This is a genomic window from Corallococcus sp. AB030 (assembly GCF_003668965.1).
In the GTDB taxonomy this organism is placed as follows: domain Bacteria; phylum Myxococcota; class Myxococcia; order Myxococcales; family Myxococcaceae; genus Corallococcus; species Corallococcus exiguus.
On sequence record NZ_RAWQ01000043.1, the window covers coordinates 1 to 17118 of the forward strand.

Consider the following 17118-nt stretch of genomic DNA (forward strand, 5'->3'; position numbering starts at 1 on the left):
CCTCTCCCCCCGTCCGACGCAACCCCCGAGGACCTGCGCGCCGTCGAGGAGCTTGCCCAGGCCCGCAACGCCATCGTCGAGCAGATTGAAAAGCGCGTCGTCGGCCAGCGGGACGTGGTGGAGCACCTGCTGATTTCGCTCTTCAGCCGCGGCCACTGCCTCTTCGTGGGCGTGCCGGGCCTGGCGAAGACGCTGCTCATCTCCACGCTGGCGGACGTGCTCAACCTGTCCTTCAACCGCATCCAGTTCACGCCGGACCTGATGCCGTCGGACATCACGGGCACGGACATCCTGGAAGAGGACAAGACCACGGGCCGCCGGTCGTTCCGCTTCATGCAGGGCCCGCTGTTCGCGAACATCATCCTCGCGGACGAGGTGAACCGCACGCCGCCCAAGACGCAGGCCGCGCTCCTCCAGGCCATGCAGGAGTACCGCATCACCGCCGGCGGCCGCACGTACCCGCTGGAGCTGCCCTTCCTCGTCTTCGCGACGCAGAACCCCATCGAGCAGGAGGGCACCTATCCCCTCCCCGAAGCGCAGCTGGACCGCTTCATGTTCCTGGTGGACGTGGGCTACCCCACCGCGGAAGAGGAGGTGCAGATCGTCAAGAGCACCACCGCCGGCGCGCCGCCGAAGCTGGAGAAGATTCTGTCCCCCGAGCGCATCCTGGCCCTCCAGGAGCTGGTGCGCCGCGTGCCGGTGCCGGACCACGTGGTGCGCTACGCGGTGGAGCTGGTGCGCCACACGCGTCCCAAGGAAGCGGGCGCGCCGGACTTCGTGGCGAAGAACGTGTCCTGGGGCGCGGGCCCTCGCGCGAGCCAGTACCTGGTGCTCGCGGCCAAGGCGCGCGCCATCCTCAACGGCCGCTTCGTGGCCACGGTGGAGGACGTGCGGGCGCTGGCGAGGCCCGTGCTGCGCCACCGCGTGCTGCCCAACTTCACCGCGGAGAGCGAAGGCATCACGTCCGTGAAGCTCATCGACCAGCTCCTCACGGTGGTGAAGGGCTAGGCGCTTCCACCCCATGTCGCTGCTCGACGCCCAGACGCTGTCCCGCCTCCAGGGCGTGAAGCTGCGCGCCCGCGCCGTGATGGAGGGCGTGCTGTCCGGCCTCCACAAGAGCCCCCATCAGGGCCAGAGCGTGGAGTTCGCCGAACACAAGGAGTACGCCCCCGGCGACGAGCTGCGCCACCTGGACTGGAAGGCCTACGGCAAGTTCGACAAGTACTACGTCAAGCGCTTCGAGCATGAGACGAACCTGCGCTCGGTGATGGTCGTGGATGCGTCCGCGTCCATGGGCTACCAGAGCGGCGCGATGTCCAAGCTGGAGGTGGCCAAGACGCTCGCGGGCGCGCTCAGCTACCTGCTCGTGCGCCAGCAGGACGCGGCGGGCCTGGCCGTCATGGTGGGCGGCGCGTTCAAGGACGTCCCGCCCCGAGCCTCCGCCGGACACCTCAACGTGCTGCTGGACGCGCTGGAGCACACGGAGGCCAAGGGCCCCACGGACCTGGGCAGCGCGGCGGATCACCTCGCGGAGGTGCTGCCCCGGCGCTCCACGGTCATCGTGCTGTCGGACCTGCTGGATGAACGGCAGGAGGCGCTCAAGCGCATCCTGGCCCTGCGGCAGCGCAAGAACGACGTGGCGGTGTTCCACCTGGTGGACCCGGCGGAGCTGACGTTCCCCTTCGACGACCCCACGCTCTTCCTGGACATGGAGGGCGAGGGCCGCATCGAAGTGAACCCGCGTGAAATCAAGCAGAGCTACCTGGAGGAGTTCGGCGCGTTCCTCGCGGACGTGAAGGCGAAGTGCGCCGAGGCCGACGTGGACTACGAATTGGTACGCACCGACGAGCGGCTGGATGAGGTGCTGCTGCGCTTCCTGGGACGCCGAGGGAGGCGCCGGTGACGTTCGGCAACCCGTGGTTCCTCCTGGGCGCGCTGGGTGCGCTCATCCCCGTGCTGGTGCACCTGTTCGACCGGCGCCGGCCGAGGGCGCATCCGTTCGGGCCGCTCGCGTTCGTGCTGCGCAGCCAGAAGCGCACGGCGAGCAGGCTCAAGCTGAAGCGGCTGCTCCTGTACGCGCTGCGCACGCTCATCCTGCTGGCGATTCCCATCGCGCTGGCGCGACCGGAGTTCACCCGCGACGCGCAGGCGGCCACGGTGACGCGCGGCCCTGCGGCCACGGCGGTCATCCTGGACGCATCGCTGTCCATGCGCTGGTCGGACGGCACGTCGAACTTCGAGAAGGGCCGCGACGAGGCGCGCGACGCGCTCAAGGACCTGCTGCCGGAGGAGCCCGCGACGGTGATGGTGTGCACGGCGTCCCCGGAAGCGCCGCCGCCGCCGGGCTTCGACCGGGCACGGCTGCGCGCGTTGGTGGACGAGGCGAAGCCCACCTACGGCACGGCGGACCTGTCGCGCTGCCTGGACATGGCCGCGCGGTCGTTGGAGGAGAACCCGATGCCGGGCAAGCGCCTGGTGGTGGTCTCCGACATGACGGTGTCCGGATTCCGGCTGGAAGCGCCGCCGCCCACGGTGAAGGGGCCCACGGGCGCCATGGTGAAGCCGGAGGTCGTGCTGCGCGACGTGGCGTCCGGGCGCGAGTCGCTGGACAACCACGCGCTGGTGGACCTGCGGGTGGAGCCCGCGCTGCAGGCGGGGCCGCGCGCGTACCAGTTCACCTTCACGGTGCGGAACTTCGGCGCGAAGGCGGCCAAGGACCTGGAGGCCGCGGTGCGCGTGGGCGAGTCCACGCTGGCCAAGGGCTTCGTGGACGTGCCCGCGGGCGGCACGACGCAGAAGACGCTGACGGTGCGCTTCCCGCAGGGCGGCACGGTGGTGGGCCAGGTGACGCTCGCGCCGGACTCGCTGGCGGAGGATGACCGGCGGTCCTTCGTGCTGCCGGTGCCGCGCGGGTTGAAGGCGCTGGTGGTGAACGGCTCGCCGCACGCGACGCGCTACCGGGACGAGGCCTTCTTCGTGGACGCAGCGCTCACGTCGCCGGGCTCGCCGGTGGACGTGGCGGTGCGCGACGCGGAGGTGGGGCTGCGCGAGGACTTCAGCGCGTATGACCTGGTGCTGCTGCTCAACACGACGGCGCCGTCGGCGGAGGAAGCCCAGAAGCTGACGGCCTTCGTGGAGAACGGCGGCGGACTCTTCGTGAGCGTGGGCGACCACGTGAATCCGGAGGCGTACAACCAGCGGCTGGGCACGCTGCTGCCGCGCCCCCTGCGCCTGGTGCGCACGAGCGCCGAGCGCGAGGACCCGGACGCGGAGACGAAGACGGCGAAGCTGGCGCAGGTGAAGGTGGACCATCCGCTGTTCGCGCCCTTCACGGGCCGCGCGGAGGAGGGGCTCATCGGGGCGCGCTTCTACAAGTACATGCTGCTGGAGGCGGACAGCCCGTCCGCGCCGGGCACCAGCCAGGTGCTGGCCACGTACGAGGACGGGGCGCCCGCGGTGGCGGTGGCGCGCCGGGGCAAGGGGCGCGTGGCGCTGTTCACCAGCACGGTGGACCGCGACTGGAGCGACTTCGCCATCCGCACGAGCTTCCTGCCGCTGATGCAGCGCTTCGCCGCGTACCTCACGGGCTCACTGGAGGAGCGCGAGGAGGTGCGAGTGCGCGTGGGCGAGACCGTGACGCTGCGCCCGGAGGGCACGCAGAAGGTGGCGGGCGTGCGCGCGCCGGACGGCAGCGAGTTGCCGGTGAAGGCGCAGCCGGACGGTTCGTTCGTGGCGGGGCCCACGGTGGAGCCGGGTGTGCACGCGGTGCTGGGCTCGGACGGGAAGCCCGTGGCCGCGCTGGACTTCGCCGCCACGCTGGACCCGGCGGAGAGCGACCTGACGCGCGTGCCCCAGGACACGCTGACGGCCTACTTCGGCGAGGACACGGTGAAGGCCTCCACGGGGGATGCGGACAAGCCCGCGGTGCCGCTGTGGACGTGGCTCATCCTGGCCGCGTGCCTGGCGTTCTTCTTCGAAGGCACCCTGCTCCGGAAGTAGCCCCGGCCGCTCCGCGCCCTGACAGGCAGCCGACGCTCGGGGAACGCATCCACTGCCCCATGGGCGGCGGGCTCTGCCACACTGCGCGGCCGTGAGCCCTGCTTCCGCCCTCTATCGCGACTGTGCCCGCCTCTTCATGGTGGGCTTCCCTGGCACCCGCATCGACGCCGACTTCGCGGCGCTGATGGACGATGGCATCTACGGCGCCATCCTCTTCAAGCGCAACGTGGGCACCGCGGCGGAGACCGCGGCGCTGTGCCGTGACATCAAGACGCGTGCGGGCCGGCCCTTCATCCTCTCCGTGGACCAGGAGGGTGGCCGGGTGGCGCGCCTTCGCGGTGAGCCCTTCACCGCCCTGCCTCCCATGCGTGAGCTGGGACAGCGCGGCGACGAAGCCCTGGCCGAGCGCGTGGGCAGGCTGCTCGCGCACGAGCTGCGCGCCGTGGGCTTCGACTGGGACTTCGCCCCCGTGCTCGACGTGGACACCAACCCGGCCAACCCCGTGATTGGCGACCGCAGCTTCAGCCGCGACCCCGTGGAGGTGGGCCGGCTGGGCGTGGCGCTCGCCAGGGGCCTGGAGGCCGGCGGCGTGGCGTCCTGCGGAAAGCACTTCCCCGGCCACGGCGACACGACGACGGACAGCCACCTCACGCTGCCGAAGCTGCCGCACGACCTGGAGCGCCTGCGCCGCGTGGAGCTGGTGCCGTTCCAGGCCTTCGCGAAGGCGGGGCTCGCGTCGCTGATGACGGCGCACGTGCTGTTCGACGCGCTGGAGCAGGGCGTCCCGGCGACCATGAGCCACCGCGCGCTGCACGACCTGCTGCGCAAGGAGCTGGGCTTCGACGGCGTGGTCGTCAGCGACGACCTGGAGATGAAGGCCATCGCGGACCACTACTCCGTGGCGGAGGCCGCGGTGCAGGGCACGCTCGCGGGCGTGGACCTGTTCCTCGTGTGCCACCAGGCGGACGTGCAGCGCACCGCCATCGAAGCGCTGGTGAAGGCGGTGGAGTCCGGCCGCGTCCCGCGCGAGCGCATCACCGAAGCGCACCGGCGCCTGGACGCGCTCGCCGCCCGCTTCGCGCACCCCGCCGAGGACCGGCTCGCCACGCTGGGCGATGCGGAGCACCGCTCGCTGGCGCAGGGCCTTGCCAGTGCCTTCACCGGCAAGGACCCCACGGAGGTCATGCTCGCGTCGCGTTAGTGGGTGGCCCTCCTGGAGCCCAGCTCGGAGCCCTGCCCCATGGGGCCCTGGAAGCGGTCCGCCCCGCCCCGGTCTCCGGGCACCGGCTCCTGGGGCGTGCTGAAGCCGGGGGCGCCAATCTGGTTCTGCTGGCCCATGTGGGCTCCGGTGCCGGCCGGTTCCGGCGCGGTCGCCTTCGCGTTCGTGGACGTGCTCGCGCCCGAGCCACCCGTTCCCGGCGGCGCGGGCTGCTGCGTGTTGGCGACGCCTTCGTAGCGACTCCCCGCGCGCGGCATCGTGGGCTTGTCACGGTTGCAGCCGGGGCCGACCAGCGCGGCCGTCGCGGCGCACACCGCCACCAGCGTCCAGTGATGAAGCGTTCTTGAGTGCATGGCCTGCTCCTCCCGGAAGCCATCACGGCCTCGACAGAAGGAGTGACCACCCCAGCGCCCCACCGGGAGTGGCGGGGCTGGAGGACGGACGCCCGTTGGCACGCTGGCCCGCGGGCGCCCCTGGACTTCCGTCCAACTACCGGTCGTGCAGGTAGACGGGCGGGCTGACGTAGGAGTACGGCGCCTCGAAGCCGCGCGTGGGCTCGTTCGCGGTGGAGACGTGCCAGCCGCCCAGTCCTTCGGCCGCGGGCGAGTAGGTCGCCCCGCCGAACAGGCCATAGCGGTGCGCCATCATGCCGCCCGCGTCGTCCCACTTGGAGTTGTCGGACTTGCCCGACTTCGCCGGCGTGCGCGGGTCGATGCTGGAGCCGATCTTCTCGATGGTGGAGTTGTAGCCCCGGTCCACCGTCAGCACGTGGGCGGGCAGCTTCGCGGCCGCGTCACCGTGGTGCGCGTCGGCGGGGTTCTCGTGCCCCTGCTGCTCGGCCACGTTGTAGACGGCCTCCGGCTGCGTCCCACGCTGCGCGAAGGCATTGCCCCGCGGCTCATCCGGCTGCTTGCCGCCCGTCTCCGGCAGCCCGCCACAGGCCGTGCCCAAGAGCACGCCCGCCGTCAGCGCCGCCGCTCCCATCCACCGCTGAATGCCTCGCTCGCGCATGTTCGTCGTCTCCGCCATCCCCGAGGAATGGTCATGCCGACCTCGCCTACCACCGGGCATCCACCCGAGGGCAGGCCCTGCCGGCCGCCCGCTGTCCGGCCCAAGGGCCGACAGGGCTTCATCGTGAACGGCCAGCCCCGCCCGGAAGGAGAGGAGCCAGCCACGGGCGCAGGCATACACGGTCCCGGCCTCCCTGTCCCGCCAGGAGTGCGCCGGCGCCCGCCCCGCTTCAGGCGCGCGCGCCCTTCCGGGCCGTCTTTGCCGCCGGGGCCTTCTTCGCCGCCGGTTTCTTGACAGTCGCTGGCTTCGCCTCCGCCGCGGCCTTCTTCGCCGCAGGGGCCTTCGCCGGAGCCTTCACCGGAGCCTTCGCCGGAGCTTTCGGGGCCGAAGCCGCGTCGGAGGACGATCCGCCCTGGAGCGTGGACAGGACCTCCGCGACGTGGCCGGCCACCTTCACCTTGGGCCACACGCGGACGACCTTGGCGTCCGGGCCAATGAGAAAGGTCGCGCGGATGAGGCCCATGAACTTGCGGCCGTAGAGCGACTTCTCCCCCCACACGCCGTACGCGTCCGCCAGCGCGTGGTCCGGATCCGCCAGGAGCGAGAACGGCAGCCCCTGTTTCGTGGCGAACTTCTGGTGGGACGCGACGCTGTCCGGCGACACGCCCAGCACCACCGCTCCGGCCTTCACCAGCGCGGAGTGCTCGTCGCGAAAGTCGCACGCCTCCGTGGTGCAGCCGGGGGTCGCGTCCTTCGGATAGAAGTAGAGGACGACGTGCCGTCCCTTGAACTGCGAGAGGGAGACGGTGGCGCCGCTCTGGTCGGGGAGCGAGAAGCCGGGGGCCTTGTCACCTGATTGGGGCATGGGCATGCGTCGGCTCCATACCCAGACCCCGAGGGCTTCTCAACTCCACGCACGCCGGGAACTTCAGCGCGCGCCCTCGCCCGGCGCATGGACCTCTTCGCCCGGCGGGTGGTCGTGGGCCTCCAGCCGGACCAGCTCCGCCTGGCAGCTCTCCAGCACCTTGCGCAGCACGCTGCGCGTCGCGTCCGTGTTGGCCTCGCCCATCTTCTTCGCGAGCGACTCACACGCGGCGCGCTTGGCCTCCACGTCGCTGGCGCCCTTGCCCGTCGCACCGGGCCGGGCCAGGGGGCGCGGTGGAATCTTCTCCTGGGCGGCCTTCAGCGCGGCCAGGCGCTTGTCGGCCTCCGGACGGACCTTGGAGTCCTTGGGGACGGCCTCGAACTGGGCGGCGACCTCCGCCCACGCCGGGTCCTGGGCGCCGAGGTTCTTGTTGATCAACTCCTGGTAGCGCGCCTCGGCCTGCTTCAGCTGCTCCGGACCGGGGTCGGTGGAGCAGCCCGACAGTACGAGCAGACCCGCGAGCAGCAGCGCGGCGGAAGTTCGGGGATGGGCAATGCGCATGGTGTGGGACGTCCTCCTGCTGGCCACAGGGTTAAACCACGGCTAGGGTGCGCCGTCGTGGCTCCCATCCTGCTCGCCTTCCTGCTCGGCCTGACTCAAGGCCTGCTCCACGCCCTGGGGCCGGACCACTGCGCCGCCATGGCCACGCTCGGCACCCTGGGTGGCGGCCGGCGCCGCGTCGCCATCATGACGGCGCTGCGCTTCGCCCTGGGCCACGCGGCCATGCTGGGCGGCATCGCGGCGGTGTGCCTCTTCGCGGGCGTGGGCCTGTCGGAGACCTTCGAGCGGTGGGCGGAGGTGTTCGGCGGCGCGGTGCTGGTGGCGCTGGCCGTCACCGCCCTGATCTTCCCGCACAGCCTGGACCACGGCCACCCGCACCTGCCCGGCCACGACCGCGAGCCGCACGAGCACGTGCACACCGTGAGCACCGCCGCGGGCGCCTTCATGGCCGTGAGCGGCGTGCGGTCGCTGCTCATCGCGCTGCCCCCGCTGCTGGTGGGCGGCAGCATGAGCCTGTCCGCGTGGACGTACCTGCCCGGCTTCGCGCTGGGCATCCTCATCGGCATGGGCGCGGTCGGCCTGCTGTTCGCGGAAGGCCTGTCGCGGGCCAACGCGCGCATCAGCCTGTGGATCCAGCGCGGCGTGGCGCTGGGCTCCGGCGCGCTGGGCCTGTTCTGGATCGGCTCGCGGCTCGTCTGAAGAAGCACCGTGGGCCCGGAAGCACTCCAGGCCCACTTCCAGGCACCGGAAGCGCTACGAGCGCTTGTCCAGGATGCCCAGCGCCATCATCGACACCAGGAAGCCGTAGACGACGTGCTCCGGGCGGTTGGCGAACGCGAGCAGCTCCGCCACCACGCGGTTGCCATCGATTTTCGGCAGCAGCTCCGCCTCCCAGCGCTCCAGCTCCACCTCGTTGAGGCCATAGGCGGGGGCGACGGCGGGGATGAGCCGGTCCTCGGGCTGGAGCAGGCGGCGCAGGCGCTCCGGCTTGTAGAGCTTCTTGATGCCCCGGACGATGAGGTTCGCCGGGTGCACGTCCAGCTTGATGGACTCCGCGGAGGCCTTCTCCTTGAAGCTCATCACGTACGTGCCCTCCTCCCAGGAGAAGAGCGAGTAGATGATGGCCTTCACCTGCTGGCCCACGTAGTACAGCCGCTCCGTGTCCTTGAGCAGGGCGCGCTCCACCAGCACGTCACCGGTGCGCCGGTGGCTCTGCGCGGCGACGGCGGATGCGTCCTGGAGCTGCTCGGGTTTGATCTTCCCCACGCGCACCAGGAACTGCCCGAAGCGGTCCGCCAGCAGGTTGGAGAGCGCGAACACCGGGGTGCCGTTCTCGAAGTAGACGACCTTCTTCACCTTGCCGCGCTGCACGCCCAGCTCGCCCGTCTCGCGCGACAGGTAGAAGGCGGTGAGCAGCGAGGGCAGGTTGTCCTTCAGCTCGCCGCGGCGGCTGCCCGGAGCGCCCGCGCCCACCGGCAGAGGATCCGGCGGGCGGCCCGGCGTGGGGGGCCGCACCTGGGTGGTGGACACCTTCTGCATGGGCGTGGCGGTGAGGTTGGCGCCGCGGATTTCGGCCGTGAGGTTGCCGCCGCCGGTGACCTTGATGCGGCCGGTCAGCTCCATGGCGTCCTGCGGGCCCTCCTCCTCCACGTCGATGTCCAGCTCCACCTCGAAGGCGTCGGCCATGGAGGCGGCGGGGACCTTCTTCTCCGCGGGCAGGACCTTGGCCACGGCCTCCAGCAGCTTCTGGGCCTCGAAGGGTTTCTCGAAGTAGCCGGCGGCCTGGTACTTCTGGCGCGCTTCGGTGGCGTGCTTGCCGCCCTTGAAGACGCCGGTGATGAAGAGCAGCGGCAGCTGGGGGTTGTCCTTCCGCAGCGTGTCCGCCAGGTGGTAGCCCATCATGTCCGGCAACAGGATGTCCAAGACAGCACAGCCGGGGGGCTGGGCGCGGGCGGCCTCGATGGCCTGCTTGCCACGGCTGGCGCCCACCACCTCATACCCGGCGTCCTCGAACAGCTGCGTGAGGAGGGAGAGGAGCTCCTGGTTGTCGTCCACGACGAGGATTCGAGGCGCCATCGCGGGGGGACCGTAGCAGATTCGGACGCCGGGGCGGCCAGCGTTTCCAGGGAACCCCGGAAGGCCGCCCGCTTCAGACGATGGATGCAAGCGCCCCGCTGGGGCGTTAGGGTGTCGCCCGCCTCATGTCCTCCCTTCTCGCCCGCATCCCCCCGGCAGCGCTCCTGGCCGGACTCCTCCTGTTCTCCCCCCTGGTGGCGTTGGGCCAGGAGGGCCCGCAGCAGGACGCGGGCCAGCCGGACGATCCGAACTCGCCGGAAGGGGACGACAACACCGGCCGAGTGCCCACGGACTGCCGCAGCACCAGCGACTGCGCGCCGCGCTTCAGCTGCGTGGCGACCAAGTGCAAGTACACCGGCATCCGCCAGGCGGAGACGCAGGGCTGTCTGCTGGGCCCGCAGGCCGCGCTGATGGTGCTGGGCGTGGCGGCCGTGGCAGGCTCGCGGCGCCGCCGGTAGCCGGCAGGCCCCCACTCCAAGGAGCGACGCGCGATGCGGCTGGGCCTGAAGGCAAGCAACCTCCTGGAGCGGGTGGCGGACTTCCTCAACCTGGCGCCCCAGCCCCTGGCGCACGCCTTCTTCGGGATGATGGCGTCGCGGACGCTGATGGCCGGGGCCAGGCTGGGCGTCTACGCGGCGCTGGCGGACGGCGCGGCGACGGCGGAGGCGCTGGCGGCGCGGCTCAAGACGAGCACGGAGGGCATGCGTGCGCTCCTGGAAGCGCTCATCGCCTGCGAGGTGGTGGAGCTGAGCCGGGGCCGCTTCCGGCTGGCGCCCCGGGCGCGGCGGTGGTTGGACCCGCGCTCGCCGCAGGCCATCACGGCGTTCCTGGAGTTCAACTACGCGCAGTGGGACTGGTGGGGGCAGCTGGAGAACGCGGTGAAGAGCGGGCAGTCGGTGGACATCCACCAGTTCGCTCCGGACGACCCGCGTTGGCGCGACTACATCCAGGCCATGTACCAGCTGGCGCGGCTGGCCTCGCCGGAGGTGGCGGCGGCCATTCCCCTGCCCCGGGGCGCGAGGCACCTGTTGGACCTGGGCGGCGCGCATGGCTGGTACGCGGCGGAGCTGTGCCGGGTGCACCGGGGGCTGAAGGCCACGGTGGTGGACCTGGAGGGCAGCGTGCGCGTGGGGCGGGACATCATCGCCCAGGCGGGGCTGTCGCACCGGGTGACGCACAAGGAAGGGGACGTGCTGACCGCGGAGCTGGGCGGGCCGTATGACGGCGCGCTGCTGTTCCAGGTGATGCACCACCTGACGCCCGCGCAGAACGTGGCGCTCCTGCGGCGCGTGCGCGGGGCCATGGTGTCCCGGGGCACGCTGGCGGTGCTGGAGTACCTGCGCGAGGAGCGGGACACCGAGGGCACGTCCGCGCCGCTCATCGGGTTGCACTACTTCCTCACGTCGGGAGCAGCGTCCTACACGCCCGCGGAGGTCGAGGGCTTCCTGGATGACGCGGGTTTCAAGGTCCAGAGCACGCGGCCCATCCGGCATCTGCCATTGCAGACGTTGATCATCGCGCAGCCGGACTGACGGTCCTGGCGCTGGCTTGTCAGACGGTGGAGGTAACTCCACACTCCAGGCATGGCCTATGGCGCGAAACCACTCGGGGGTCCGGCGACCCTCGCTGACATCGAGGCCCTGCCCGAGGGCGTGGTGGGCGAGATCATCGATGGGACGCTGTATACGCATGCACGGCCCCGGGCCGGGCACATGGACCTGGTGGGTGCGCTGATTGAAGGGCTGCGAGGCCCCTTCCAGCGCGGCCAGAATGGGCCGGGCGGTTGGTGGGTGTTGGTGGAGCCGGGCATCCAGATGGAGGGGGCGCCGGAGTTCAGTCCGGACCTCGCGGGCTGGCGGCGCGAGCGAGTGCCCGTGCTCCCCGGCGGAAGGTGCAAGATCGCACCAGACTGGGTCTGCGAAATCCTGTCACCGTCCACGCGGGCGTATGACCAGCGAATCAAGCGTCCGTTCTACGCGCGCATCGGCGTCCAGCACCTGTGGTTCATCGACCTGGAGGTGCGCACGCTCACCGTGAGCGAGCTGCACGATGGGCGCTGGGTGGAGATGGGCGTGTACGGAGAGGACGACATCATCCGAGCAGCACCGTTCGACGCCATCGAGCTGCGGCTCGGTGAGTGGTGGCCGGTGACCGATGCGTCCTGAGCGCCTGGCCGGCCTGCTTGTCAGACCGCGCTGCTAACTCCACACTTCGGGCATGGCCTATGGCGCGAAACCACTCGAAGGTCCGGCGACCTTCGCTGACATCGAGGCCCTGCCCGAGGGCGTGGTGGGCGAGATCATCGATGGGACGCTATATACGCAGGCGCGGCCACGTGTCGCGCATGGCTATTTCGGGCTAAGGCTCTTCCGGGAGTTGGATGAGCCCTTCCAATTGGGCGGGGAAGGACCGGGCGGCTGGTGGCTCATGACTGAGCCCGGTATCCGGGTGGGTGGCTCTCCGGAGTTCATCCCGGACCTCGCAGGCTGGCGGCGAGATCGGGTGCCCCTGATGCCCCAGGGACAGTGGACGGATGTTCCCGACTGGGCGTGCGAAATCTTGTCACCGTCCACGCGGGCGTATGACACGCGCATCAAGCGGCCGTTCTACGCACGCATCGGCATCAAGCACCTGTGGTTCGTGGATCTGGACGCACGCACGCTCACCGTGAGCGAGCTGCGGGACGGGCGCTGGTTGGAGATGGGCGTCTACGGCGAGTCCGATGACCTCATCCGCGCCCCGCCCTTCGAGGAGCGGGACCTGCGGCTGGGCTGGCTCTGGAAGTCCCTTCCGCCTCCGGGCTAACGCGGCTTCGGCCTGCGCGCGGCCCGCTCGCGTTCGAGTTGCAGCTCACGTTCGACGACTTCGCGGTGGAACTTCGCGAAGTTCACGGGCTCCATCAGCCGCCGTCCCGGGTTCGGGCCCGCGTGTTCCAGGATGGCGTCAATCGCGCCCAGCGCCTCCGGGAGCAGCTCTTCTCGGAGCAACACGAGGGCACGGCCCATGAGCGCGGTGGACACCAGGGCTCGCATCCTCGGGTCCGCGTCCTCGCAGTAGCGCACGTCGATTTCGTCGAACGCCTCCAGCGCTTCGTCCACGTGCCCCAACCCCTGGAGCGCGGTGGCCCGCCCCAACATCGCCACCGCGGTCTGCTCCACCAGGAACGGCTCGGTGTTTCCGTCGTACTCCTTCAGGAGCGCCTCGGACTGGCTCAGCGCTTCCTCGAAGCGCAGCCCCTGGTTGTGGGCGGCGACCACCACCGTTCGCGCCATCTCCACCGGGATGCGCAGGTCGGGCCGCTGCGCGAGCGCCTTGAAGCGGCTCAGCATCCGCTCCAGCCAGTTGCGGCTCATGTCCTCCTGGTCCATCTCCAGGAGCACGCGGGCCCGGTACAACATCCCCCACGCGACGCCCTCCCAGAGCTCCGGCTTGCGCGGGCTCCAGAAGCGGCGCTCCACCTCGTCGAAGTGGACCAGCGCCTCGTGGAACATCCCCTTCTCCGCGATGGCCACGCCCCGGTGCCCCAATGCCCGCGCCACCTGGACCTGGAGCGCCGGCACCTTCGACAGCGTGAAGCGCCGGTACACCTCGTCGCAGAGCGGAATCGCCTCTTCCACCTCGCCTGCGCGGATGCACGCGCGCGCCCGGTCCATCTTCTCCTTCGCCTCCACCTCCGGCGGCACCACGCCGTCAGCGTCCGGCATCGGCACGCCCGTCATTCCCCGGCGCCAGCGGCGGCACGTCCCGGCCCTCGCCGAAGCCGAGCGCCCAGAAGCGCGGCCGCACCTCCTCCTTCAGCAGGAGCCGCAACAGCAGGTACTTCGCTTCGTCCTGGCCGTCCCACGCCATGGGGAAGGTGCCGTAGTGCATCGCCACGGACGTGCCCGAGCGCAGCACGTGGTGCGCCTTCAGCGCGTCCTCCGGCCCCATGTGCACCGGATGCAGGACGCGCGGGCGGAACGCGCCGATGGGCAGCACCGACAGGCGCATGGGCCCGAAGCGCTCCGCTATGCGGTCGAAGTGCGGCCCCAGCCCCGTGTCACCCGCGAAGAGCACCGGGCCTCCGGACGTCTCCAGCACGTAGCCTGCCCACAGCGTCTCCTCCTGGTCCGTCAGCCCCCGGTTCGACCGGTGCTGCGCGGGCACCGCCCACACCTTCAACGCCTGGGGCCCGCTCTTCGCGGACTGCCACCAGTCCAGCTCCTCCACGTGCTGGAAGCCCTCGTCCACGAGCAGCTCGCGGTTGCCCAGGCCCACGAGGAAGAGCGGATGGTGCGCGGCCTCCAGGCGCCGCAGCGTGGGCAGGTCCATGTGGTCGTAGTGGTTGTGGCTCACCACCACGACGTCGATGGGCGGCAGGTCCTCGAAGCGGATGCCCGGCGGCCGCACGCGCTTGGGGCCCACGAAGGACACGGGGCTCGCCCGCTCCGAATAGATGGGGTCCGTCAGCACGTTCACCCCGTCCGCCTGGAGCAGCACCGTGGCGTGGTTGATGAACGTCACGCGCAGCGCTCCCGGGCCCACGCGCTCCGGCGGCTTCGGGCCGGCGGGCTCCTCCGCGTAGTCGCGCCAGGGGCCGCGCCGCTCCTCCATCACGGCGGATATCAGCGTGAGCGGGGACAGCTTCGGCGCGTCACCGATGTTCTGGAACGACTCGCCGTCGAAGTGGTCCGTCACCGGACCCCGGTGCACGGTGCCGGCGAAGCAGCCGGTGAACAGCGACAGGGCCAGCACCGGCCACAGCCGCGTCACTTGATGACGATGGTCCAGTCGCATTCGAAGGGGTCTCCGTCGAGGGTGGGCAGCGCGTAGCGCGAAGCCTGGATGCTTGTGAGCGCCTGCGCCAACAGGTCCGGGGGCAACGTCGCTTCCCGCACCTCGCATTGCTGGGGCACGCCGCCCTGCACCAGCCGGCACGTCACGCGCACGTGGTGCTTGCGGCCTTCGCGCCAGTGCTCGAAGGCCTCCTGGAACACGGGGTCGTCCGGCGGGCCGCCGCGCACGCGCCGGGGCTCCTTCACGTGCTGGGACAGCCAGGAGCAGGCGTCCTTCACCTGTCCGTCACAGGCCTTGCCCATCAGGGACACCGCGCGCAGCCGCTCCGGGCCTTGCGCGTTCGTGGCCAGCAGCGTGAGCGCCTGGTCGAAGCACTGCTTCGCCGTGCGCACCGTGCAGTCTTCCGTGGAGACGGGAGGCGTGCCCGCGGCGAAGGCTCCCAGGGGCGCGGGGCGCATCAGGTCCTCCGCCACGCGCGCGGGGTCGCTTCGTCGCTGCCCGCATGCGGACAGCAGCACCAGCGAGAGGAGGAGGGAACGCCAGGTCATGGCGCCATCGTAGACGGCCCGCGCCCGGGAAGGGATGTCAGCGCGACTGGATGGTGGCTGGGGCTTCGTACAGCCACGAGTCCAGCGCAGCCAGCATCTTGGACCACCCCTTCTGGGTGCTGTCCTTCCACTTCTCGCCGTCCGGGCCCATCTCGTGGGTCAGGGTGAGCACACAGTCTTCTCCGTCAGGGACGATGTCCACCGTCACCCGGTCGTAAGCCTCCGAGTACTTCGGCACCGCGAAGGTGAACACCAGCCGGCGCGGCCGTTCGACCTCCAGGTACTCGCCCACATGCTCCACCGCTTCGCCGTCGCGCAGGTCCGACAAGCAGAACCGGCCGCCCACCCGCGCATTGATTTCCGCGCGCACCAGCGACCTCTCCGGCGCCGCGACAAAGAGCCAGCAGCTGGCCCTCACGGGATGAGTCCAGGCATCGAAGACGCGCTGGGCGGAGTCCTTGAAGCGGTGGGTGACGGTCAGCTTCACGGGGAGGGAGTCGCTCATCGGGTGCGTCCTTTCCATTGGGGAGGGCGGAGGCGCGCGGCTTCGAGTGCCCGGGCCAGCGTGCGAGTCCCTTCGCGGAGCGCGTCCGGGCGCACGCCGCCGAAGCCAAAGATGAGGCCGGACTCGCGGCGTCGGCCAAGGAAATAGTCGGACAGGGCCGCGACCTCCACGCCCAGACGCGCGGCCTCATCGCGCACGCGCAGGTCGGACAGTGGGGAGGCAAGGGATGCGCACACCTGCATGCCGGTGTCACAGGGACGAGGCGTGAGGACGCCCGAGCAGTCTGCGTGCAGGGCTTCGAGCAGGGCTTCGCCGCGCTCCCGATAGGCCGCGCGCATGCGGCGCAGGTGACGGGCGAAGTGGCCCTCCACGAGGAACAGCGCGAGCGCGGCCTGCTCCAGCGTGGAGGCGGGCGCGGGCGCGGCGGCGCGAGCGGCGGAGTAGACGTCCACGAGCGAGGGCGGCACAACGAGGAAGCCCAGGCGCAGGCCGGGGAACATCGACTTGCTGAACGTGCCCACGTAGACCACGCAGCCGGCGTCATCGAGTCCCTGGAGCGCGGTGAAGGGACGGCCGCGGTGGCGGAACTCGCTGTCGTAGTCGTCCTCGATGATCAGCGAGCGGGTGCGTTCGGCCCACTGGAGCAGCGCCATCCGCCGCGCCAGGCTCAGCGTGACGCCCAATGGGTATTGGTGCGAAGGCGCCACCAACGCGACCCGGGCCCGAGGCGCGTGAGCCAGGCCCTCGCCCACGTCGAGTCCGTCCCCATCCACGGGGATGGGCACCGGCCGACCTCCAGCGGAGAGCACGGCGCGACGGGCGCCGGGATAGCCAGGGTTCTCCACCCAGACGGAGTCACCCGGATTCAGCGCGAGCCGGAGGACCTCATCGAAGGCCTGCTGGGTGCCCGCCGTGATGAAGACCTGCTCCGAGGAACAGCGCACGCCCCGCGACACGGACACATGGATGGCGACGGCTTCGCGCAGTGGCGCATGGCCCGAAGGGTCACCCCCGTCGAGCAACCCCGTGCTCGCGCGAGCATGGACGCGGGACACCGTGCGAGCCCAGAGCGCAGTGGGGAACAGGTCCAGCGCGGGCACACCCGGCCGGAACGCGCGGGGCGCGGCCCCGAGACGAGGAGCACCGATCGGTGAGGCCTTCAATGCCCGTGCGGAGGCAGCAAGCCGAGGCCCCCTCCCAGAGCTTGAAGCACGTGCGGCAGCAGGGAGCCCAGGTTCACGGCTCCGGTCTCCGGAGAGGATGGGCAGCTCGGGTGCGACGCGTGTGCAGGAACCCGCCTGGGCTACGAGGTAGCCCTCCGCAGTGAGCGCGTCCATCGCCTGGAGGACGGTGCTGCGGGCCACATCCAGCTCGGTGGCGAGCTGACGGGAAGAGGGAAGCCGCAGGCCGGGAGCCAGCGCCCCCGCGAGGATGCGCGCCCGGATGCCCTCGAAGAGCTGCTCATGGAGCGGCGTGGGACTTCGCGAATCGAGCCGCAAGAGGAGCGATGACGCGACGCCGGTGGAGGTCTTCAACTGGTATGGCCGATTCTGGCGGA

19 protein-coding genes are annotated in these 17118 nt (G+C 70.9%); 9 read left to right on the forward strand and 10 right to left on the reverse strand.

All coding sequences use genetic code 11. From position 1 onward, the window contains the following. The 4 genes from D7Y15_RS13485 to nagZ form a co-directional block, all read left to right on the forward strand. Nucleotides 1-1008: MoxR family ATPase (locus D7Y15_RS13485; protein WP_199735517.1), on the forward strand; the 1008-nt coding region annotated here is incomplete at its 5' end. Between the two features lie 13 nt (nt 1009-1021). Beyond that, nucleotides 1022-1903 (forward strand): DUF58 domain-containing protein, encoded by an 882-nt coding sequence (locus D7Y15_RS13490; RefSeq protein WP_120580093.1) that lies wholly within the window; start codon nt 1022-1024, stop codon nt 1901-1903. Next, nucleotides 1900-3999, forward strand: a complete 2100-nt coding sequence (locus D7Y15_RS13495; RefSeq protein WP_121752833.1) for a BatA domain-containing protein — start codon at nt 1900-1902, stop codon at nt 3997-3999. The genes D7Y15_RS13490 and D7Y15_RS13495 overlap by 4 nt, the downstream gene beginning before the upstream one ends. A gap of 91 nt (nt 4000-4090) precedes the next feature. Continuing rightward, the gene (nagZ, locus tag D7Y15_RS13500; RefSeq protein ID WP_120580091.1) at nt 4091-5200 is read left to right on the forward strand and encodes a beta-N-acetylhexosaminidase; all 1110 of its coding nucleotides are present in this window, start codon (nt 4091-4093) and stop codon (nt 5198-5200) included. Here nagZ and D7Y15_RS13505 read toward each other — a convergent pair. The 4 genes from D7Y15_RS13505 to D7Y15_RS13520 form a co-directional block, all read right to left on the reverse strand. Continuing rightward, complete coding sequence (locus tag D7Y15_RS13505) at nt 5197-5571, reverse strand: hypothetical protein (RefSeq protein WP_147452226.1); 375 nt, start codon at nt 5569-5571, stop codon at nt 5197-5199. The genes nagZ and D7Y15_RS13505 overlap by 4 nt on opposite strands. Nucleotides 5572-5707: 136 nt before the next feature. Continuing rightward, complete coding sequence (locus D7Y15_RS13510) at nt 5708-6229, reverse strand: hypothetical protein (RefSeq protein WP_126933910.1); 522 nt, start codon at nt 6227-6229, stop codon at nt 5708-5710. Nucleotides 6230-6458: 229 nt separating this feature from the next. Then, nucleotides 6459-7100, reverse strand: a complete 642-nt coding sequence (gene bcp, locus D7Y15_RS13515; protein ID WP_121752834.1) for a thioredoxin-dependent thiol peroxidase — start codon at nt 7098-7100, stop codon at nt 6459-6461. 57 nt (nt 7101-7157) lie between these two features. Continuing rightward, nucleotides 7158-7655, reverse strand: coding sequence for a hypothetical protein (locus tag D7Y15_RS13520; RefSeq protein WP_121752835.1), 498 nt, complete (start codon nt 7653-7655; stop codon nt 7158-7160). A gap of 57 nt (nt 7656-7712) precedes the next feature. Between D7Y15_RS13520 and D7Y15_RS13525 the strand changes: the two genes are divergently transcribed. Continuing rightward, nucleotides 7713-8354, forward strand: coding sequence for a hypothetical protein (locus D7Y15_RS13525; RefSeq protein WP_120580086.1), 642 nt, complete (start codon nt 7713-7715; stop codon nt 8352-8354). A gap of 54 nt (nt 8355-8408) precedes the next feature. Here the strand turns inward: D7Y15_RS13525 and D7Y15_RS13530 are convergent, their stop codons facing one another. Further along, nucleotides 8409-9731 (reverse strand): response regulator, encoded by a 1323-nt coding sequence (locus tag D7Y15_RS13530; RefSeq protein ID WP_120580085.1) that lies wholly within the window; start codon nt 9729-9731, stop codon nt 8409-8411. Between the two features lie 125 nt (nt 9732-9856). Here D7Y15_RS13530 and D7Y15_RS13535 point away from each other — a divergent pair, with 125 nt between their 5' ends. Genes D7Y15_RS13535 through D7Y15_RS13550 form a run of 4 tightly spaced genes read left to right on the forward strand, consistent with a single transcriptional unit; the run spans nt 9857 to nt 12536 of the window. Then, complete coding sequence (locus D7Y15_RS13535; protein ID WP_121752836.1) at nt 9857-10189, forward strand: MXAN_6627.5 family MYXO-CTERM protein; 333 nt, start codon at nt 9857-9859, stop codon at nt 10187-10189. A 33-nt stretch (nt 10190-10222) separates the two neighbouring features. After that, nucleotides 10223-11263, forward strand: a complete 1041-nt coding sequence (locus tag D7Y15_RS13540; RefSeq protein ID WP_121752837.1) for a class I SAM-dependent methyltransferase — start codon at nt 10223-10225, stop codon at nt 11261-11263. Nucleotides 11264-11314: 51 nt separating this feature from the next. After that, nucleotides 11315-11896 carry a Uma2 family endonuclease gene (locus D7Y15_RS13545; protein ID WP_121752838.1) on the forward strand — a complete coding sequence of 194 codons (582 nt, stop codon included), beginning with the start codon at nt 11315-11317 and terminating at the stop codon, nt 11894-11896. Nucleotides 11897-11948: 52 nt separating this feature from the next. Beyond that, nucleotides 11949-12536 (forward strand): Uma2 family endonuclease, encoded by a 588-nt coding sequence (locus D7Y15_RS13550; RefSeq protein ID WP_121752839.1) that lies wholly within the window; start codon nt 11949-11951, stop codon nt 12534-12536. On the opposite strand, the gene D7Y15_RS13555 is transcribed toward D7Y15_RS13550, so the two are convergent. From D7Y15_RS13555 to D7Y15_RS13575, 5 genes are read right to left on the reverse strand one after another with little or no spacing between them, the layout of a single operon-like run. Continuing rightward, nucleotides 12533-13435 carry a hypothetical protein gene (locus D7Y15_RS13555; RefSeq protein ID WP_158629047.1) on the reverse strand — a complete coding sequence of 301 codons (903 nt, stop codon included), beginning with the start codon at nt 13433-13435 and terminating at the stop codon, nt 12533-12535. The genes D7Y15_RS13550 and D7Y15_RS13555 overlap by 4 nt on opposite strands. Then, nucleotides 13422-14507: an MBL fold metallo-hydrolase gene (locus D7Y15_RS13560; RefSeq protein ID WP_121752841.1), complete on the reverse strand. Its 1086-nt coding sequence runs from the start codon at nt 14505-14507 to the stop codon at nt 13422-13424. The genes D7Y15_RS13555 and D7Y15_RS13560 overlap by 14 nt, the downstream gene beginning before the upstream one ends. Continuing rightward, complete coding sequence (locus D7Y15_RS13565) at nt 14480-15055, reverse strand: hypothetical protein (protein WP_121752842.1); 576 nt, start codon at nt 15053-15055, stop codon at nt 14480-14482. The genes D7Y15_RS13560 and D7Y15_RS13565 overlap by 28 nt, the downstream gene beginning before the upstream one ends. Before the next feature lie 37 nt (nt 15056-15092). Further along, nucleotides 15093-15560, reverse strand: a complete 468-nt coding sequence (locus D7Y15_RS13570; protein WP_120575873.1) for an SRPBCC domain-containing protein — start codon at nt 15558-15560, stop codon at nt 15093-15095. Then, nucleotides 15557-17095, reverse strand: coding sequence for a PLP-dependent aminotransferase family protein (locus D7Y15_RS13575; protein ID WP_121752843.1), 1539 nt, complete (start codon nt 17093-17095; stop codon nt 15557-15559). The genes D7Y15_RS13570 and D7Y15_RS13575 overlap by 4 nt, the downstream gene beginning before the upstream one ends. Between the last annotated feature and the right edge of the window lie 23 nt (nt 17096-17118).